This is a genomic window from Agromyces tropicus (assembly GCF_039531345.1).
Taxonomy (GTDB): Bacteria; Actinomycetota; Actinomycetes; order Actinomycetales; family Microbacteriaceae; genus Agromyces; species Agromyces tropicus.
Genome location: NZ_BAAAPW010000001.1, coordinates 1196993 through 1216357, shown reverse-complemented (window position 1 = coordinate 1216357; position 19365 = coordinate 1196993). Strand labels below are relative to the sequence as shown.

The window sequence follows — 19365 nt, the reverse complement described above, 5'->3', positions numbered from 1 at the left end:
CGACCGCCGCCGACCGCCGCCGGCCGCGCGTCGTCGCGCCGAGGGTATGCCGAGCCTCGCCCGTCGAGTCCGTCGACCGCCGCTCGCCAGACCCTCGCGGGCCGCAGCGCAGCGAATGGATGCCATCTGCACCGTTGCCGGCGCCGAGCGGTGCGGATGGCATCCACCCGACGCGCGATCGGCCAGCGTGTGCTGACTGCCGCGCGGCCGCGGCATCCGCCGTGTAAAGAATGCTTGACATTGTGTCGAGAATCGTTGACACTGTCCATGTCAAACATTCTTCACATCGCCAGGAAGAGGGAGCGGATGTCGTACGAGGAGAAGGGCACGTGGTCGTTCCTCGTGGTCACGGTCGTGGTCTACGGGGTCTACCTCTGGCTCGTGCTCGCCCAGCTCGCCGCCGGCACGCCCGTCGACGAGGTCGACTACGCGATCCCGATGCTGTGGACCATCGGCGGCGCGATCGTCGCCGGCATCGTCGGGCGCATCGTGCTCGAGATCGCCTCGCCGAGCGAGAGCCATCGCGCCGACGTGCGCGACAAGCAGATCGATCGCGCGGGCGAGCAGGTGGGCAACTCGCTCATCATCGCCGGCGGCGTCGGCGCGCTCATCCTCGCGATGCTGCAGGTGCACTGGTTCTGGATCGCGAACGTGATCTACCTCGGCTTCGTGCTCGCGAGCATCCTCGCGAGCATCGCGAAGCTCGTGATGTACCGCCGGGGGGTGCCGGCATGGTGAAGCCGACGCGGGTCACCAACGACATCCGCGCCCTCCGGTTCCGCCACGGCGAGATGACCCAGGCCGAGCTCGCGGAGCGGCTCGGGGTCACCCGCCAGACCGTCATCGCCATCGAGCAGGGCCGCTACTCGCCCTCGCTCGAGATGGCCTTCCAGATCGCTCGGGTGTTCGGGGTACCGCTCGACGACGTCTTCCAGTACCCCCATGAGGAGGTGTCGGCGTCATGAGGATCGCCGCGTATCACCGGTACGGTGCCCCCGAGGTCGTCGGGGTCGAGGAGCGGGAGCGACCGGAGCCCGGTCCCGGAGAGGTCCGCGTGCGGGTGCAGGCCGCGTCGGTCGGGGCAGCGGATGCCGCGGGACGGTCGGGTTCGCCGTGGTTCGCGCGGCTCGCCTTCGGCCTCCGGCGCCCGCGCAACCCCGTGCTCGGATCCGACTTCGCCGGCGTGGTCGACGCCGTCGGCCCCGGCGTCACGCACTTCGCCGCCGGCGACCGCGTGTTCGGTGCCACGGGCGCCGAGGGCGGCGCGCACGCCGAGGCGGTGGTCGTCGGAGAGGACGGCGCGATCGTGCCGCTGCCCGACGACGTCTCCGTCGAGGCCGCCGTCGCGATCTGCGACGGCGCGATGACCGCGCTGCCGTTCCTCCGCGACGCGGGGCGCGTCGGCCGGGGCAGCCGGGTGCTCGTGAACGGCGCGTCGGGCGCGGTGGGCTCGGCCGCGGTGCAGTTGGCCGCGCACCTGGGCGCCGAGGTCACCGCGGTGTGCGGGCCGGCGCACGTCGACCTCGTGGCCGGCCTCGGCGCGGCGCGCGTCGTCGACTACACGCGCGAGGACCCGATGCGAGCGGGCGCCCCGGGCGCCCCGTTCGACGTGGTGTTCGACGCGGTCGGCAAGGCGACGTACCGGCGGGCCCGGGCCGTGCTCGCGCCCGACGGGCGGTACCTCACCACCGTGCCGTCGTGGACGATCCTCGCCCAGCAGCTGACCACGCGGCTCGGCCGCCGGCGCGCGATCGTGCGGTTCACGGGCCTCCGCTCGGCCGAGGCGAAGCGCCCCGACCTGGAGCACCTCGCCGCGCTCGCCGCCGCGGGGGAGTTCGCGCCGCTCGTCGAACGCGTCCTCCCGCTCGACGACGTCGCCGGCGCCCACCGCCTCGTCGACACCGGGCACAAGGCCGGAACCGTCGTCGTCACGCCCGCGCCCGAGTACCAGGAGGCCTGATGCGCGCGCTCGTCCAGAACGGCTACGGCGGCGCCGAGGTCCTCGCGGTCGCCGATGTCCCCGAGCCCTCGCCCGGGCGCGGCGAGGTCGCGATCGCGGTGTCGGCGGCCGGCGTGCACGCCGGCGACGTGTGGATCATGCGCGGCGAGCCGCTGCTCATCCGCGCGGCGTTCGGCCTGAAGCGCCCGAGGCGCCCCGTCGTCGGGCGCGACGTCGCCGGCGTCGTCAGCGCCGTCGGCGAGGGCGTGACCACGCTCGCCGTCGGCGACCGCGTCTACGCCGAGTGCGACCAGGGCGGCTTCGCCGAGACCGCGGTCGTCGCGGCCGCGTACGCGCGGCGCGCGCCCGCGAACCTCGACGACGTCCACGCCGCGGTGATCCCGGTGTCGGCGACGACCGCGCTGCAGGCCCTCCGCCTCGGCCGCGTCGGTCCGGGCGACCGCGTGCTCGTCATCGGCGCCTCCGGCGGCGTCGGCACGTACGCCGTGCAGCTCGCGACGGCGCTCGGCGCGCAGGTCACCGGGGTCGCGAGCGCGGCGAAGGCCGATCACGTGCGCGCGGCCGGAGCCATCCGGGTCATCGACCACCGCACCGACGATCCGACGCGGGGCGGCCACATCTACGACGTCATCATCGACCTCGTCGCCGCGCAGTCCCTCACCGCGCTCATCGGGATCCTCGCGCCGCGGGGCACGCTCGTGCTCTCGGCGGGAACCGGCTCGCGGGTGCTCGGGCCGCTGCCGCGGATGGCTGCGGCGACCCTCCGATCGCCGTTCACCCGACGCCGGCTGAAGCCCCTCGCGGCCCGGCACAGCGGCGACGACCTCGAGGAGCTCCGGGCCCTCGCCGAGGACGGACGGCTGCGGCCCGTGGTCGACGAGGTCGTGCCGTTCGACCGTGCGCCGGACGCCGTGGCCCGACTCGCCTCCGGGGAGGTGCGCGGCAAGGTCGCGATCCGCGTCGGCGCCGCTCAGCCCAGCAGCACCGCGCCGTAGGCGAGCGCCGCGACGAGCACCCACGACGCGAACCCGGTCACGAGCGCACGCCAGCCCGTGTGCAGCAGCGCCGCGACGCGGATCGACGCGCCGAGCGCGAACAGCGCCATCGCGAGCAGCGTCGTCTGCACCAGGTCGGCGGCCGTCAGCACGGCCTCGGGCACCGGCAGGAACGTGCGCACGAGCACCGCGACGAGGAACCCCACGATGAACAGCGGAACGATCGCGGGGCGCGGGCCGGAGGCATCCACCGCCCGTCGGCGCTCGACGCCCGCGGTGATCGCGACCATCGGGGCCAGCAGCAGCACGCGCGTGAGCTTCACGACGACCGCCACGGCGAGTGCCGACGCCCCGGCGATCTGCGCCGTCGCGACGACCTGGCCCACGTCGTGCACGCCCGCCCCCACCCAATGGCCGAACTGGCCGGACGAGAGGCCCAGCGGATGCCACAGCGCGGGCAGCACGGCGATCGCGAGCGTTCCGCAGAGCGTGACGAGCGCCACCGGGCGGGCCTGCTCGTCCTCGCGCGCCCGGACCGTCGCCGCCATCGCGCCGATCGCCGAGGCGCCGCAGATCGCGAAGCCGCTCGCGATGAGCAGCGGCTCGTGGCCCGGCAGTCGCATGGCGCGGCCGAGCAGCAGCGTGCCGCCGAAGGTCAGCACGACGACCGCCACGGTCGTGAGGATCGTGATCCAGCCGAGCCCCGCGATGTCGCCGAGGCTGAGCTTCAGCCCCAGCAGGACGATGCCGGCACGCAGGAGCGTGCGCGCCGAGAACGCGAGGCCGGGGCGCAGCGGGCCGTCGAGCGCGGGGCGCAGTCCCAGCACCTGCCCCACCACGATCCCGGCGGCGACCGCGACCGTCAGGAGCGGCAGCGCGGGCGCGCCCAGGTGCACGAGCCACGCGAGCGCCGCGGCGGCTGCGGCGACGCCGAGCCCAGGCATCCGCGCGCCCCACCGGCGCCGGGCGTCGCCTCGGCGGGCGGCGTTCGGCCAGGTCACCCCCACCTCGGCAGCCAGAAGTGCAGCTGGCGGAACTCGGGCGTGACCGGCATCGCCGACCAGAGCGGGTAGAAGAAGACCGACACGGCGATCGCGACGCCGAGGAAGACGGCGACGCTCGCGATGCCCTGCTGTCGTCGCCATCGTGCGTCGCCCGGGTGGCCGAGCACGATGCCGAGCACAGCCGCGAGCGCGAGCAGCACGAACGGCTCGTAGGCGATCGTGTAGAACTGGAACACCGTGCGGCCGAGGTACATCAGCCACGGCAGGTAGCCCGCGGCGACGCCCACCAGGATCGCGCCCGAGGTCCACTCGCGGTACCGCGCGAACCGGTAGACGAGGTACGCGGTCGCGAGCGTCGCCGCCCACCAGATGATGGGGTTCGGGATGCCCATGATCGACGACCAGCACTCGGCCTGACCGCACCCGCCGGAGCCGTCGTCGGTCGACGCGAAGTACATGTTGGTCGGCCGCCACGCGATCGGCCAGGTCAGCGGGTTCGCCTGCCACGGGTGCGGCGAGTGCACCCCCACGTGGTAGCCGTACGCCGCCTGGTGGTAGTGCCACAGGCTCTGCAGCGGCAACGGCACCCATGACCAGAACCCGGTCGCCGCGTTGCCCGCCTCGTCGGCCCAGTTCCGGTAGTAGCCGCCGTCGGTGACGAGCCAGCCGGTCCACGACGCGAGGTAGACGACGAACGCGACCGGCACGAGCAGCACGAACGTCGCCGGGGCCTGCCTGAAGAGCGCGCCCTCGATCCAGAACGGCAGGCCCGCGCGCCGTCGCGCCATGGCGTCGACGAGGACGAGGTAGATGCCGAACGCCGCGACGAAGTACAGCCCGGACCACTTCACCGCCGTCGCCGCACCGAACGCGACGCCCGCGGCGACCAGCCAGGGCCGGGTCCAGATGACCGGCCCCCAGTGCGGGTGCCCGCCGCCGGAGCGCACCGCCTCGATCCGCGCCCGCAGGCGGGACTCGGTCCCGTCGCGATCGAGCAGCACGAACCAGAAGCCGAGCAGGCAGAACAGCATGACCCAGTTGTCGAGGAGCGCGACGCGGCTCATCACGATCGCGTTGCCGTCGATCGCGAGGAGGAGCCCGGCGATGACCGCGACGAGCGTCGAGCGGAACAGGCGGCGACCCGCGAGGGTCATCAGGAACACCGCCACGGTGCCCGCGAGCGCCGTCGAGGCGCGCCACCAGAACGCGCTGTCGGCGCCGAAGAGCGCCATGCCGAGCCCGATCATCCACTTGCCGAGCGGAGGGTGGACGACGTACGACGGGTCGTCGCTGAAGACGTCGGTGTCGCCGCGGGCGAAGTCCTGGTCGGCGCCCTCGGGCCAGGCCGATTCGTAGCCGTTGGCGAGGAGCGTCCACGCGTCCTTCACGTAGTAGGTCTCATCGAACACGATCGCCTGCGGGTGGCCGAGGTTCCAGAACCGCAGCACCGCGGCGAGGAGCGTCACCGCGATCGGGCCGCCCCACGTCCACAGCGCACGGCGGCGCGGCGTCGAGAGCAGGCCCGTCCACCACGTGTCGAGGCGCGTGCCGACGGGCCCGCGGGCATGCGCGGGGGCGGAGGCGGCAGGGGCGGTCGCGACGGACGCGGTGTCGACGGCGATCGCGGTCGGCGCGGATGCCGCGTCCGGGCGACCCGCGCCCGGTGTCTGCTCGTCGTCGTCGGCCTCCGGATGCTCGTCGCGCGCGCTCGCGCCGACCCCGTGGAGACCCATGCGCTCCACTGTAACCGCGCCGATCGCGGCGCCCGTGCGCCAGACTGGACCGGTGATCATCCTCGCCGCCACGCCCATCGGCAACCTCGGCGACGCGTCGACCCGGCTCCGCCAGGCGCTCGAGGACGCCGACGTCGTGGCCTCCGAGGACACGCGCGTGACGCAGCGCCTGCTCGCGGCGCTCGGCATCGCGAACCGTCCACGCCTGATCGCGCTGCACGAGCACAACGAGCGCGCGCGGGCCGCCGACCTCGTCGAACTCGCGACCGACGGCGACGTGCTCGTGCTCAGCGACGCCGGCATGCCGACCGTCTCCGATCCGGGCTTCCCGCTCGTCCAGGCCGCCGTCGCGGCGGGCGTCGACGTCACGGCGATCCCCGGCCCGAGCGCGGTCGTCACGGCGCTCGCCGTCTCCGGCCTGCCCACCGACCGGTTCGCGTTCGAGGGCTTCCTGCCCCGCAAGTCGGGGGAGCGGTCGCGCCGCCTCGCCGAGCTCGCCGGCGACCGCCGCACGCTCGTGTTCTTCGAGGCGCCGTCGCGGCTCGCCGCGAGCCTCGCCGCGCTCGCCGAGGCGTTCGGCGCCGACCGTCCGGCGGCCGTGTGCCGCGAGCTGACGAAGCTGCACGAGGAGGTCCGCCGCGGGTCGCTCGCCGACCTCGCCGAGTGGGCCGAGGGCGGCGTGCGCGGGGAGATCTGCGTGGTCGTCGGCGGCGCGCCGGAGGGTCCGGTGGCGGACGCCGACGAGGCGGTCGCGCGGGTCGTGGGGCTCGCGGCATCCGGCACCCGACTGAAGGACGCCGCGTCGCTCGTGGCCGCCGAGACGGGCCTGTCGAAGCGCGACCTCTACGAGGCCGCGCTCGCTGCCAGGGCCGAGCGCTAGCCACGCGTCGCGCACCCGTCCACGCGCGCCCGTCGACGCCCGCCGCGAGGCCCCGTCGACGCCCGCCGCGAGGGCCGCGTCGAGTCCATGCGTTCGCATGCACCGAAGTCACAGGCGGCTCCCATCCGGCTCCCATTCGCCGGGCGCACCATGAGGGAACAGGACCACGCGGGGGTGGGGACGATGGCAAGGGCAGTGGTGTTCGGATCGTTCGGCGGGCCGGAAGTGCTCGAGGTGATCGAGGTCGACGACCCCGCACCCGGGCCCGGTGAGGTCCTCGTCGAGGTCTTCGCCAGCGGCATCTCGCCCGTCGAGACCGCGGTGCGCCGCGGCGACCACACCGACCACTGGCCGGTCGAGTTCCCGTCGGGCCAGGGCCGCGAGTTCGCCGGCGTCGTCGACGCGGTCGGCGACGGCGTGACCCGCTTCCACCGCGGCGACGAGGTCATGGGCTACGTCGAGCGAGGCGCCCAGGCCACGTCCCTCGTCGTGCCGGAGGCGCAGCTCATCAGGAAGCCCATCTCGGTGTCCTGGGAGGTCGCCGGCTCGCTGTACGTCGCCGGCACCACCGCGCTCGGCGCCGTCGACGGCCTCAACCTCGGTTCCGGCGACCTCGTCGTCGTCACCGCCGCCGCCGGCGGCATCGGCTGCCTCGCCGCCCAGCTCGCGCACGCACGCGGCGCCGAGGTCATCGGCGTCACGGCCGAGGTGCGCTTCGACTTCGTGCGCCAGTTCGGCATCGTCCCGCTCGAGTACGGCCCCGACCTCGCCGATCGGGTCCGCGCGATCGCGGACCGACCGGTGACCGCCTTCCTCGACTTCCTCGGCGGACAGGCCGAGCAGGCGGTCGCGCTCGGGGTGCCGGCGTCGCGCGTCTTCACGACGACGGACTGGGCCGCGGTCGAGGACCACGGGGCGGTGAAGCTGTACGCGGGCGACACCATCGGGCTCGGCCGCATCGCCCAGCTCATCGCCGACCGCCAGGTGCGCCTGCCCATCGCCGACGTCTTCCCTCTCGCCGAGGTCGCCGACGCCTACCGGCAGCTCGACCAGCGCGATTCGGCCGGCAAGATCGTCATCGGCATGAGGCTCGTCGAGTACCCCGGCCAGAAGGTGCGCGGTGCGAAGGGCCTGCGCGAGCAGGACCTCACGATCGGCGTGCCGACGCCCCACGAGCGGCTCGCCGTCGAGGAGCAGATCCCGCCGGTGCTCGCCGACGGCCGGGCACGGCGGCACCGCGCGCAGGCCCACCACGACCGGGACGACGCCGGATCGGAGCACCGCCCCGACGTCGCCTGACCGCCGCAGAGGGGCGCCGGCCCGCGGCATCCGCCCCGGCGTTACGCGCGCGTGCGCGCCCGTAGGATTGACCGCATGGCCGACGCCTCCTCGTTCTACATCACGACCCCGATCTTCTACGTCAACGACGTGCCTCACATCGGGCACGCCTACACGGAGGTCGCCGCCGACGTGCTCGCACGCTGGAACCGGCAGGCGGGTCGCGACACCTGGATGCTCACCGGCACCGACGAGCACGGCCAGAAGATCCTCCGCACCGCGACCGCGAACGGCGTCACCCCGAAGGAGTGGGCCGACAAGCTCGTCGACGAGGCGTGGAAGCCGCTGCTCGACACCGTCGACATCGCGAACGACGACTTCATCCGCACGACCGAGGAGCGGCACGAGCGCAACGTCCAGAAGTTCCTCCAGCACCTCTTCGACGAGGGCTGGATCTACACGGGCGAGTACGAGGGCTACTACTGCGTCGGCTGCGAGGAGTACAAGCAGCAGTCCGAGCTCGTGGAGGGCACCGGCGAGTACGAGGGGCAGCTCGTCTGCGCCATCCACTCCAAGCCGGTCGAACTGCTGCACGAGAAGAACTACTTCTTCCGCATGTCGGCGTTCGCCGACCGGCTGCTCGAGCTCTACGAGACCCGTCCCGACTTCGTGCAGCCCGAGTCGGCGCGCAACGAGGTCGTCAGCTTCGTGCGGCAGGGCCTCGCCGACCTGTCGATCTCGCGGTCGACCTTCGACTGGGGCGTGAAGGTCCCCTGGGACGAGACGCACGTCGTCTACGTCTGGTTCGACGCGCTCCTCAACTACATCACCGCCGTCGGCTACGGCGAGGACGACGAGCAGTTCGCGCGCCGCTGGCCTGCGCGGCACCTGGTCGGCAAGGACATCCTGCGCTTCCACGCGGTGATCTGGCCGGCGATGCTCATGGCCGCGGGCCTCGACGTGCCGAGCGGCGTGTTCGGCCACGGCTGGCTGCTCGTCGGCGGCGAGAAGATGTCGAAGTCGAAGCTCACCGGCATCGCGCCGTCGCAGATCACCGAGACGTTCGGCTCCGACGCGTTCCGCTACTACTTCCTCTCCGCGATCTCGTTCGGCCAGGACGGCTCGTTCTCGTGGGAGGACCTCGCGGCGCGCTACCAGGCCGAGCTCGCGAACGGCTTCGGCAACCTCGCCTCGCGCGTCGTCGCGATGATCGGCCGCTACTGCGACGGCGAGGTGCCCGAGGGCGCCTCGGGCCGCACGGAGGCCGACGACGCCATCGCCGCGCTCGAGGCCGAGGTGACGGATGCCGCGTGGCAGGCGATCGAGCGGCTGCAGGTCCACGAGGCCATCGCCGCCGCGTGGCGACTCGTCGACGCGCTGAACGGCTACCTCACCGAGCAGGAGCCGTGGGCGCTGGCGAAGGACGACGCGAAGCGCGACCGCCTCGAGGCGGTGCTCGCGACGGCGTACCACGGCGTCGGCACCCTCGCGGTGCTGTTGTCGCCGGTGCTGCCGAAGGCGACCGCGAAGCTGTGGACCGCGCTCGGTGCGCCCGGTACGGTCGACGCGCAGCGCATCGACCGCGCCCACGAGTGGGAGCTCGGGGAGCGGGTCACCAAGCTCGAGCCGCTGTTCCCCCGCGTGGAGGCCACCGAGTGACGGCGGGCGCCGACCACCTGCGCACCCGATCCGACGGCGGCCGCGCCGTCGAGTACCCGCCGCCGCCCGAGCCGCTCGCGGTCCCCGTGTACGACAACCACACGCACCTCGAGATCGCCGACGGGGCGCTCCCGCTGAGCGCCCACGAGCACCTCGAGCGCGCGGCATCCGTCGGCATCGCCGGTGCCGTCCAGGTCGGCACGGATGTCGCGACGAGTCGCTGGTCCGCCGAGATCGCCGCACGCGAGCCGCGCCTGCTGGCCGCGGTCGCGCTGCACCCCAACGAGGCGCCCGAACTCGACGCCCGCGGCGAGCTCGACGCGGCGATCGCGGTCATCGACGAGCTCGCGGCGCAGCCGCGCGTGCGCGCCGTCGGCGAGACCGGGCTCGACTTCTACCGCACCGGCGACGACGGCCGCGACGCGCAGTTCCGCTCGTTCGAGGCGCACATCGACATCGCCAAGCGGCACGGCGTCGCCCTGCAGATCCACGATCGCGACGCGCACGACGACGTCGTGGCCACCCTCCGCCGCGTCGGCGCGCCCGAGACGACGATCTTCCACTGCTTCTCGGGCGGCGAGGACCTCGCGCGGCTCGCGGGCGACGCCGGCTGGTACTGCTCGTTCGCGGGCAACGTGACGTTCAAGAACGCCGAGACCCTGCGGGAGGCGCTGCGGGCCGTGCCGCGCGACCGGATCCTCGTCGAGACCGACGCGCCGTACCTCACGCCGGTGCCGCTGCGCGGCCGCCCGAACGCCCCGTACCTCGTGCCGCACACCATGCGGTTCATGGCCGAGGTGCTCGGCGCCGACCTCGACGAACTGTGCGCCGACGTGGCGTCGAACACCGTCCGGGCCTACGGCTCGTGGGCGGACGGCCTCGAGGCGGGTTCGGCGTGACACGGCGTGCCGCAGCCGCCCGCGGCATCCGCTGCCCCAGCATCGTGAGCGTGCGGGGGAGCAGCGCGTGAACGCGCATCGGCACGAGGCCGACGGAGGCGGGGCGGTCACGCCGCGCCTGCTCGGACCCGCCGAGATCCGCGACCTCGCCGAGCTGCTCGACGTCACCCCGACGAAGAAGCTCGGCCAGAACTTCGTGCACGACGCGAACACGGTGCGTCGCATCGTGCAGACCGCCGGCGTGCAGCGCGGCGAGACCGTGCTCGAGATCGGCCCCGGGCTGGGGTCGCTCACGCTCGGGCTGCTCGAAGCGGGCGTCGAGGTGATCGCCGTCGAGATCGACGCGCGCCTCGCTGCGCAGCTGCCCCACACGGTCAGCGTCATGCAGCCCGGCTCGTCGCTCACCGTGGTCCGCGGCGACGCGCTGCGCGTGACCGACCTCCCGGGCGAGCCGACCCGGCTCGTCGCGAACCTGCCGTACAACGTGTCGGTGCCGGTGCTCCTGCACCTGCTCGAGCATGTGCCGTCGCTCGAGACCGGCATCGTGATGGTGCAGGCCGAGGTCGGCCACCGGCTCGCGGCCGGGCCCGGGTCGAAGGTCTACGGCGCCCCGAGCGTGAAGGCCGCATGGTACGGCGACTGGCGCATCGCGGGCCAGGTGTCGCGCATGGTGTTCTGGCCGGTGCCGAACGTCGACTCGGTGCTCGTCGGCTTCGAGCGCGGCTCGGCGCCGGGCGATCCGGCCGGCACGGAGGAGGAGCGCGTCGCGGTGTTCGCGCTCGTCGACGCCGCGTTCCAGCAGCGGCGGAAGATGCTGCGGCAGTCCCTCTCCGGCGCGCTCGGCGGCTCGGCGGCGACCGCGAGCGCGGTGCTCGAGCGAGCGGGCGTCGACCCGCAGGTGCGGGGCGAGCAGCTCACGGTCGAGGACTTCCTGCGCATCGTCCGGGCGATGCCGACGGCCGGCTGAACGGCCGCCCCGCGGCCCTCGCGCGGCGCACGCGTGGCCGGTCCGCGTCGGCTAGCGTGGTCCCATGACGTTCCCGGCGACCGACGCGGCAGTGCACGTCCGGGCCCCCGGGAAGATCAACCTGTTCATGCGCGTCGGCGCCGTCGGCGACGACGGCTACCACGACGTCGCGACCGCGTACCAGGCGGTGTCGCTCTACGAGGACGTCCGCGCGTGGCCCGACGACGAGTTCTCGGTCGGGTTCTCCGGGTCGGTCGACACGAGCGGCCTGCCGACGGATGCCTCGAACCTCGCGATCCGCGCCGCGAAGCTGCTCGCCCGCCACGCGGGCGTGCCCGGTGGCGTGCGCCTCGAGATCGAGAAGCACGTGCCCATCGCTGGCGGCATGGGGGGCGGCTCGGCGGATGCCGCGGGCACGCTCGTCGCGTGCGACGCCCTCTGGGGCACAGCCCTGCCGAAGGAGGAGCTGCACGCGCTCGCCGCGTCGCTCGGCGCGGACGTGCCGTTCGCCCTCTCGGGCGGCACCGCGATCGGCACGGGCCGCGGCGACCGGCTGAGCCCCGCGCTCGCGACCGGCTCGTTCCACTGGGTGCTGGCGATCGCCGACCACGGCCTCTCGACGCCCGCGGTGTACCGCGAGCTCGACCGACGCCGCGACGACGGCCTCGAGCCCGACTGGCGCGACGGCCACCACGGCATCCGCTCGGCGCTCGACTCGCCGACGGTCGACGCCGAGGTGCTGCAGGCGCTGCGCGCCGGGGACCCGCGCCAGCTCGCCCGCGCGCTGCACAACGACCTCCAGACCGCCTCGCTGGCGCTCGCCCCCGACCTCGCCGAGGTGATCGCGCTCGGCGACGAGTACGGCGCGCTCGCGGGGCTCGTCTCGGGCTCCGGCCCCACGGTCGCGATGCTCGTCGACGACGCCGACTCCGCGATCGAACTGCAGGTCGCCCTCTCGGCGTCGGGCCTCACGGTGCTGCACGTGCACGGCCCCGTGCACGGCGCCCGCCTCCTCACCTACTGACGCGCGCGCTCCGCGCGCCGTGCTCGCCGCGCCCGCGCGGTGCGCCCACTCGACATTCGCACCATCCGTCCGTCCGCGCAGTTCGTCGAGTGGATGCCATCTGCACCGATGCACGCGCGCGGCGGTGCAGATGACATCCACTCGCCGACGAGTGATGGAGCGAGCGGCGCGCGTTCGGCATCCGGGCGCAGCCGCCGCCGAGGCATCCTGTGGAGAGGCGCACGCGTCGGTGCCGACGAGCCGGGACGCTGTGGACGTGTCCCGTTCAGCCGAACTGCCGTGGCGGCTCCGCGGCGTACCGTCGTTCACGAGATCGGAAGCGGATCGGAGCGGCGTGCACTGGCGCCGACTCGTCGCGGCGGATCTCGAGCACGTGTTCCACGGGGTTCGGAGGCATTCGGATCCGGCCCAGCCCGAGGTCCGCGAGCTCGCTGAGGCGTACGCGAAGCGGATGCCGCGCCGTCAGGTGTTCAGCCACGCGACGGCCGCCGTGCTCTGGGGGATCCCACTCCCGGCGGATGCGCACCGACGACGCGCGGGCGGGGATGCGGGCCCTGCGCATCCGATCCTGCACGTCTCGGTTCCCTCGGGCTCGGCACGCCCGGCCGCACAGGGCATCCATGGCCATGTGATCAGCTTCGATCGCGTGGGCGTCCTCGTGCACGGCGGCCTTCGTGTCGTCGACCCGGGCACCGCGTGGGTCCAACTCGGAGGACGCCTGCGCATCGACGACCTGGTCGCCGCCGCCGAGTTCCTCGTGACCGGCTCCGAGCCGTTCGACGGGCGCCCTCCGCTCTGCACGTCCGAGGAGCTGCACGCATCGCTTGAAGCCCGACGCGGAGCGCGAGGAATGCTCGCGCTGCGGGCGGCGTTGGCGGACGTCCGGTGGGGTGCCCTCTCGCGGCGGGAGACGCTGCTCAGGCTCGACCTGGTGCGCGCGGGTCTGCCCGAGCCGGTCCCGAATCACCGGGTGCTCGGCGCCGCCGGCGAGCTGATCGCGATGATCGATCTCGCGTACCCGGACCACCTCGTCGGCATCGAGTACCAGGGCGACCACCACCGGGCTGCCGCGACCTGGCGCAGGGACGTCCGTCGCCTCGAGCGCCTCGCCGACCTGGGTTGGGCCATCGTGCAGGCGACGTCCGACGACGTGGGTTCGGACGGTCGCGTGCGGGATTCGGCTGCGTTCGCGCGGCGGGTCGCCGGACGGCTCGCCGCCAAGGGCTGGCGCGGGTGAGCGTGGCCGTCCGGCGAGGAGATGCCATCTGCACCGCTCAAGGAACTCAGCGGTGCAGATGGCATCAATTCGGGAATCGTGGTGCCCGGGCTGGACGCGGCGCGGCGCGGGGCTGGGCGCGGCGCGGGGCTGGACGCGGCGCGGGGCTGGGCGCGGCGCGGGGCGGCAAGGTGCGCAGAGCGGGGGTGGACGGCGGGGCCGCCGCCGAAGGGGCGGCGCAGCGGCGCCGACTAGGGTTGAGGCCGACATGGCTCACCTCCTCGGCGCCGAGCGCCTGCACCTCGAGTTCCCCACGCGCACCGTCTTCGACGAGGTCACCCTCGGCATCGACGAGGGCGACCGGATCGGCGTCGTGGGGCGCAACGGCGACGGCAAGTCGACCCTCCTGAAGCTGCTCGCGGGACGGCTCGAGCCCGACGGCGGCCGCGTCACCGTGCGCCGGGACGTGCGCATCGGCATGCTCGACCAGGCGGACACGGTCGACCCGGAGGCGACGGTCGCCGAGGCCGTCGTGGGCGGCATCGAGGAGCACGTGTGGGCGGGAGACCCGAAGGTGCGCGACGTGATCGCGGGGCTGCTCGGCGACGTCCCGTGGCAGGGCCGCGTCGGCGCGCTCTCGGGCGGCCAGCGACGCAGGGTGGGCCTCGCGGCGCTGCTCATCGGCGACTGGGACGTGCTGTTCCTCGACGAGCCGACGAACCACCTCGACGTCGAGGGCATCGCGTGGCTCGCCCGGCACGTGAAGGCCCGGTGGGCGGGCAACGACGGCGCGCTCGTGGTCGTCACGCACGACCGCTGGTTCCTCGACGAGGTGTGCACCGCGACGTGGGAGGTGCACGACGGGATCGTCGAGCCCTTCGAGGGCGGCTACGCGGCGTACGTGCTGCAGCGCGTCGAGCGCGACCGGATGGCGGCCGCCGCCGAGGCCAAGCGCCAGAACCTGATGCGCAAGGAGCTCGCGTGGCTCCGCCGCGGCGCCCCGGCGCGCACGTCGAAGCCGAAGTTCCGCATCGAGGCGGCGAACCAGCTCATCGAGGACGAGCCGCCGGTGCGCAACCCCGTCGAGCTGAACCGGCTCGCGGTCTCGCGGCTCGGCAAGGACGTGGTCGACCTGCTCGACGTCTCGGTCGTGTACCCGGTGGCGGATGCCGCAGCCGGCGAGCCTGCGACCCGGACCGTGCTGCACGAGCTCGAGTGGCGCATCGCGCCGGGGGAGCGCACCGGCATCCTCGGCGTGAACGGCGCGGGGAAGTCGACGCTGCTGAAGCTCGTGACGGGCGAGGTGCCGCCGACCACGGGTCGCGTGAAGCGCGGCAAGACCGTGAAGGTCGCGGTGCTCAGCCAGGAGCTCGCGGAGCTCGCCGAGTGGGCCGACGACCGGGTGAGCGCGGTCGTCGCGGCGCAGCGGACGAGCTACGTGTTCGGCAGCGGGTCGAAGGCGGTCGAGCTCACGCCCGGGCAGCTGCTCGAGCGGCTCGGGTTCACGAACGCGCAGCTGGCGACGCCCGTGAAGGACCTCTCCGGCGGCCAGAAGCGACGCCTGCAGCTGCTGCTCATCCTGCTGCAGGAGCCGAACGTGCTCATCCTCGACGAGCCCACGAACGACCTCGACACCGACATGCTGGCCGCGATCGAGGACCTGCTCGACGCCTGGCCCGGCACGCTCCTCGTCGTCAGCCACGACCGCTACCTCGTCGAGCGTGTCACCGACCGCCAGGTCGCGATCCTCGACGGCCACCTGCGCGACCTGCCCCGCGGCGTCGACCAGTACCTCGAGCTCCGGCGGCAGCAGGCGACGGATGCCGCGTCCGCGCCCACCGCGCCGGCGTCGCGTCCGACCGCGCCGACCGGGCCGACGGCGGGAGCGTCGTCCGCCGGCGCCGGCGCCGCGGCCGCGGCATCCGCCCCAGCCCTCGCCGGCGCCGACCGCCGCGCGGCCGAGAAGGAGCTCAGCTCGATCGATCGCCGGCTCGAGAAGCTGCAGGCGCAGATCGCCGCGCAGCACGAGAAGCTCGCCCGCCACGACCAGTCCGACTACGTCGGGCTCGGCGCGCTCGGCGACGAGCTGCGCGGGCTCGAGGACGCCGTGGCCGACCTCGAGACCCGCTGGCTCGAAGTTTCCGAGCAGCTCGAAGGGTGACGCCGCAGGATCTGTGACGCCTGATGACCACGTGGTCAATGGGGCGCAGATCCTACGCCTAGCGTGGGAGTGCGCCCGCGATCGCGGCACCGACGCCCCACCGCCACCAGCGGTGGGGTTCGTCATGTCCGAGGCACCACCGCCACCAGCATCCGATCGCGCGCGCCGACGCGAAAGGGAAACCCCGCCATGCCCGGCACCACCACCAAGCTCATCGCGGCGCTCGCCGCCGCACCGCTCGTCATCGGGCTCGCCGCCTGCTCGTCCGCCGGCGCCGCCGAGGGCGACGACGTCGTCCGCATCGGCGTGGTCGGCAAGTCCGACCCGCAGTGGCCCGCCTTCGAGGAGGCCGCCGCCGAGGCCGGCATCGACATCGAGCTCGTCGACTTCGCCGACTACACGCAGCCCAACCCGGCGCTCACCGAGGGCGAGCTCGACCTGAACCAGTTCCAGCACATCGTGTACCTCGCCGACTACAACGTGTCGGCCGACGCCGACCTCGTGCCGATCGGCGCGACCGCGATCTACCCGCTCGGCCTCTACTCGCTCCAGTACGACTCGATCGAGGACATCCCAGCCGGCAGCACCGTCGCCGTGCCCGACGACCCCTCGAACCTCGCCCGTGCACTCCTCGTGCTGCAGTCGGCCGGCCTCATCGAGCTCGACGGCGGCGGCTCGATCTTCTCGACCGTCGACGACATCGACGCCGCGAACTCGCGGGTGGAGGTCACCCCGCTCGAGGCGTCGCTCACTCCGACGAGCCTGCCCGACGTCGCTGCGGCCGTCATCAACAACGACTTCGTCCAGGACGCCGGCCTCACCTTCGCCGACGCCATCGCGCAGGACGACCCGAGCGACCCCAACGCGCTGCCCTACGTGAACGTCTTCGCGGCGCGCGCCGAGGACGCCGACGACCCGACCTACCTGGAGCTCGTCGAGATCTTCCAGACCGACCCCGAGGTCCAGGCGGGCCTCCTCGAGGCCTCGGGCGACACGGCGGTGGCCCTGACCACGCCGGCCGACGAGCTCGTCGCCTCGCTCGCCACGGTCGAGGACGACACCCGCGCCCAGGGCTGACCGGCCGCACGAGAGCAACCCGACGCGCCGCGGGTGGCGCGCGCCCCGACCGGGCGCGCCCACCCGCACGCGCGGGCGACCAGGAGGTACCGCATGGCGCTCGTGACCCTCGAGCACGTCAGCAAGTCATACCCCGCCGCCGACCGGCGGTCGGCCCCGGTGGCCGCCGTCGACGACGTCTCCCTCGAGATCGAGGCGGGCGACGTCTACGGCATCATCGGCTACTCCGGCGCCGGCAAGTCGACGCTCGTCCGCCTGCTCAACGCGCTCGAACCGGCGACGAGCGGGTCGATCCGCATCGACGGCCGCGAGCTCACGGGCCTGCGGGAGCGCGAGCTGCGCGGCATCCGCCTCGGCATCGGCATGGTTTTCCAGCAGTTCGAGCTGTTCGAGGCGAAGACCGTGCGCGCCAACGTCGCGTACCCGCTGAAGGTCGCCGGCTGGTCGCGCGCCGACATCCGTACGCGCGTCGACGAACTGCTCGCGTTCGTCGGGCTCGCCGACCGGGCCGACGCGTGGCCCGACCAGCTCTCCGGCGGGCAGAAGCAACGGGTGGGCATCGCCCGGGCGCTCGCGACGCGCCCGCGGATCCTGCTCGCCGACGAGGCTACGAGCGCGCTCGACCCGGAGACCACGCACGAGGTGCTCGAGCTCCTCAAGCGCGTGAACCGGGAGCAGGGCGTCACGATCGTCGTCATCACCCACGAGATGGACGTCATCCAGTCGATCGCGACGAAGGTCGCCGTGATGGACGGGGGGCGGGTCATCGAGCACGGCGACGTGTTCGACGTGTTCTCGAGCCCGCGGCATCCGTCGTCGCAGCGGTTCGTCGGCACGGTGATCAAGGGCGTGCCCTCGCCGGCCGAGCTCGCGGTCCTGCGCGAACGGCACGCGGGGCGCATCGTCACGTGCTCGTTCCGCGACGGCGACGCGTCGCAGGCGCGCGTGTTCCTCGACCTCGCCGAGGCGGGGCTCGAGTTCGAGCTCGTCTACGGCGGCATCAACGACATCCGCGGCCGCGCGTTCGGGCACCTGACCCTCGCGGTGCGCGGGGACGATGCCGCGATCGACCGCGCGCTCGCCGCCGTGGCGCAGCACGCCGACGTGACGGAGGTGCGCTGATGGACCGGCTCCTCGAACTGGGCCCCGAGTTCTGGGCCGCCGCCGGCGAGACGCTCTACATGGTCGCGTTGACCATGCTGTTCGGCGGTGCGGGCGGGTTCCTGCTCGGCCTCGGGCTGTACGCGACGCGTCGCGGCGGGCTGCTGCCGAGCACCGTCGTGAACCAGGTGCTGAACCTCGTGATCAACTTCTTCCGCCCGATCCCGTTCATCATCTTCATCGCGGCGGTCCAGCCGCTGACCCGGGCCGTGATCGGCGTCGGCATCGGCACGGATGCCGCGATCTTCGCGCTCTCGCTCGCGGCGTCGTTCGCCATCGGCCGCATCGTCGAGCAGAACCTGGTCACCGTGCGGCCCGGGGTCATCGAGGCGGCGCGGTCGATGGGCGCGGGTCCGTTCCGGATCCTCGCGACCGTCGTGGTGCCCGAGGCGCTCGGCCCGCTGATCCTCGGCTACACGTTCATCGTCATCGCGGTGATCGACATGTCCGCGATGGCGGGGCTCATCGGCGGCGGCGGCCTCGGCTACTTCGCACAGCTCTACGGCTTCCGGCAGTTCGAGCCCGTCGTCACGTGGGCGGCCGTGCTGCTCATCGTGGTGTTCGTCCAGGTCGTGCAGTTCGTCGGCAACCGGCTGGCCAGGCGGGTGCTGCGGCGCTGAGGCCGCTCCCCGGGCGCTGCGTGACGTCCGGCGGGCTCGGCCGGCCGTCGGCGCCGGCCGTCGTCGACTCAGACGAAGCCGAGCGAGAGCTTCCGCAGCAGTGCCGCGAGCCGTCGCTGCTCGGCCGAGGGGAGTCCGGCGAGCAGTTCCGCCTCCGCGTCGACGAGCCGCGTGATCGCGGCGTCGACGCGGGTGAGGCCGGCGGGCGTCATCTCGACGAGGATGCCGCGGCCGTCGTGCGGATCGGTCTGGCGCGTGACGAACCCGCGCGACACCAGCCGGTCGATGCGGTTCGTCATGGTGCCGCTCGAGACCAGCGTCTGCGCGAGCAGCGCCTTCGGCGGCAACCGGAACGGCGACCCGGCGCGCCGCAGCGCCGAGAGCACGTCGAACTCCCACGACTCCAGCTCGGAGCGCTCGAACGCCTGCCGTCGCGCCCGGTCCAGGAGCTTCGAGAGCCGGCCGACGCGGGAGAACACCTGCAGCGGCGCGAAGTCGAGGTCGGGGCGCTCGCGCTCCCAGTCGTCGACGATGCGGTCCACCTCGTCCTGGTCCGTCGTCGCCATGCCGCCAGTATCCCACCGGCCGCCGGCGCGTTCGGGCCGGCCGGGGCACCGTGGCAGACTTGGGGTGCGTTTCGGCGGGACCGTCGGCGCGGTCCGCCATGGTGTAACGGCAGCACGACAGCCTTTGGAGCTGTGAGGCCCAGGTTCGAATCCTGGTGGCGGAGC

General features: G+C 73.5%; 18 protein-coding genes and 1 tRNA gene. 16 read left to right on the top strand and 3 right to left on the bottom strand.

Features of this window, described 5'->3' with window-relative positions; genetic code table 11:
* The first annotated feature begins 306 nt into the window (after positions 1 to 306).
* The 4 genes from ABD230_RS05575 to ABD230_RS05560 are packed head-to-tail and all read left to right on the top strand — an operon-like array spanning position 307 to position 2955.
* Positions 307 to 738, top strand: coding sequence for a hypothetical protein (locus tag ABD230_RS05575; RefSeq protein WP_344370057.1), 432 nt, complete (start codon positions 307 to 309; stop codon positions 736 to 738).
* Positions 732 to 965 carry a helix-turn-helix transcriptional regulator gene (locus ABD230_RS05570; RefSeq protein WP_344370055.1) on the top strand — a complete coding sequence of 78 codons (234 nt, stop codon included), beginning with the start codon at positions 732 to 734 and terminating at the stop codon, positions 963 to 965. Before ABD230_RS05575 ends, ABD230_RS05570 begins: the two co-directional genes overlap by 7 nt.
* Positions 962 to 1960: an NAD(P)-dependent alcohol dehydrogenase gene (locus tag ABD230_RS05565; RefSeq protein ID WP_344370054.1), complete on the top strand. Its 999-nt coding sequence runs from the start codon at positions 962 to 964 to the stop codon at positions 1958 to 1960. The genes ABD230_RS05570 and ABD230_RS05565 overlap by 4 nt, the downstream gene beginning before the upstream one ends.
* Complete coding sequence (locus ABD230_RS05560) at positions 1960 to 2955, top strand: NAD(P)-dependent alcohol dehydrogenase (protein WP_344370052.1); 996 nt, start codon at positions 1960 to 1962, stop codon at positions 2953 to 2955. Before ABD230_RS05565 ends, ABD230_RS05560 begins: the two co-directional genes overlap by 1 nt.
* On the opposite strand, the gene ABD230_RS05555 is transcribed toward ABD230_RS05560, so the two are convergent.
* Positions 2931 to 3899 (bottom strand): YeiH family protein, encoded by a 969-nt coding sequence (locus ABD230_RS05555; RefSeq protein ID WP_344370126.1) that lies wholly within the window; start codon positions 3897 to 3899, stop codon positions 2931 to 2933. The two genes, ABD230_RS05560 and ABD230_RS05555, sit on opposite strands and share 25 nt — an antisense overlap.
* A 53-nt stretch (positions 3900 to 3952) precedes the next feature.
* Entirely contained in the window at positions 3953 to 5692 is a 1740-nt protein-coding gene (locus ABD230_RS05550) for a dolichyl-phosphate-mannose--protein mannosyltransferase (RefSeq protein WP_344370050.1), read from the bottom strand.
* Between the two features lie 52 nt (positions 5693 to 5744).
* On the opposite strand from ABD230_RS05550, the gene rsmI reads away from it, so the two are divergent.
* The 11 genes from rsmI to ABD230_RS05495 all read left to right on the top strand — a co-directional run bounded on the left by rsmI (position 5745) and on the right by ABD230_RS05495 (position 18634).
* Complete coding sequence (gene rsmI, locus ABD230_RS05545) at positions 5745 to 6572, top strand: 16S rRNA (cytidine(1402)-2'-O)-methyltransferase (RefSeq protein WP_344370048.1); 828 nt, start codon at positions 5745 to 5747, stop codon at positions 6570 to 6572.
* Between the two features lie 183 nt (positions 6573 to 6755).
* Positions 6756 to 7871, top strand: coding sequence for an NADP-dependent oxidoreductase (locus ABD230_RS05540; RefSeq protein ID WP_344370046.1), 1116 nt, complete (start codon positions 6756 to 6758; stop codon positions 7869 to 7871).
* A gap of 75 nt (positions 7872 to 7946) precedes the next feature.
* A complete protein-coding gene (gene metG / locus ABD230_RS05535; protein WP_344370044.1) occupies positions 7947 to 9509 on the top strand; it encodes a methionine--tRNA ligase in 1563 nt (520 codons plus the stop codon).
* Entirely contained in the window at positions 9506 to 10408 is a 903-nt protein-coding gene (locus ABD230_RS05530; protein ID WP_344370042.1) for a TatD family hydrolase, read from the top strand. The genes metG and ABD230_RS05530 overlap by 4 nt, the downstream gene beginning before the upstream one ends.
* A 67-nt stretch (positions 10409 to 10475) precedes the next feature.
* Positions 10476 to 11375 carry a 16S rRNA (adenine(1518)-N(6)/adenine(1519)-N(6))-dimethyltransferase RsmA gene (gene rsmA / locus ABD230_RS05525; RefSeq protein ID WP_344370040.1) on the top strand — a complete coding sequence of 300 codons (900 nt, stop codon included), beginning with the start codon at positions 10476 to 10478 and terminating at the stop codon, positions 11373 to 11375.
* Positions 11376 to 11439: 64 nt separating this feature from the next.
* Positions 11440 to 12399, top strand: coding sequence for a 4-(cytidine 5'-diphospho)-2-C-methyl-D-erythritol kinase (locus ABD230_RS05520; protein ID WP_344370038.1), 960 nt, complete (start codon positions 11440 to 11442; stop codon positions 12397 to 12399).
* A 256-nt stretch (positions 12400 to 12655) separates the two neighbouring features.
* A complete protein-coding gene (locus ABD230_RS05515; protein WP_344370036.1) occupies positions 12656 to 13636 on the top strand; it encodes a hypothetical protein in 981 nt (326 codons plus the stop codon).
* A 247-nt stretch (positions 13637 to 13883) separates the two neighbouring features.
* Positions 13884 to 15776: an ABC-F family ATP-binding cassette domain-containing protein gene (locus ABD230_RS05510; protein WP_344370033.1), complete on the top strand. Its 1893-nt coding sequence runs from the start codon at positions 13884 to 13886 to the stop codon at positions 15774 to 15776.
* 189 nt (positions 15777 to 15965) lie between these two features.
* Positions 15966 to 16853 carry a MetQ/NlpA family ABC transporter substrate-binding protein gene (locus ABD230_RS05505; protein WP_344370031.1) on the top strand — a complete coding sequence of 296 codons (888 nt, stop codon included), beginning with the start codon at positions 15966 to 15968 and terminating at the stop codon, positions 16851 to 16853.
* A gap of 93 nt (positions 16854 to 16946) precedes the next feature.
* A complete protein-coding gene (locus ABD230_RS05500) occupies positions 16947 to 17975 on the top strand; it encodes a methionine ABC transporter ATP-binding protein (protein WP_344370029.1) in 1029 nt (342 codons plus the stop codon).
* On the top strand, positions 17975 to 18634 hold the full coding sequence (locus ABD230_RS05495) for a methionine ABC transporter permease (RefSeq protein ID WP_344370026.1): 660 nt from the start codon (positions 17975 to 17977) through the stop codon (positions 18632 to 18634). Before ABD230_RS05500 ends, ABD230_RS05495 begins: the two co-directional genes overlap by 1 nt.
* A 68-nt stretch (positions 18635 to 18702) precedes the next feature.
* Here ABD230_RS05495 and ABD230_RS05490 read toward each other — a convergent pair whose 3' ends face one another.
* Complete coding sequence (locus ABD230_RS05490; protein ID WP_344370024.1) at positions 18703 to 19200, bottom strand: MarR family winged helix-turn-helix transcriptional regulator; 498 nt, start codon at positions 19198 to 19200, stop codon at positions 18703 to 18705.
* A 92-nt stretch (positions 19201 to 19292) separates the two neighbouring features.
* On the opposite strand from ABD230_RS05490, the gene ABD230_RS05485 reads away from it, so the two are divergent.
* Positions 19293 to 19364: transfer RNA gene (locus ABD230_RS05485), tRNA-Gln, on the top strand.
* Position 19365 lies beyond the last annotated feature (1 nt).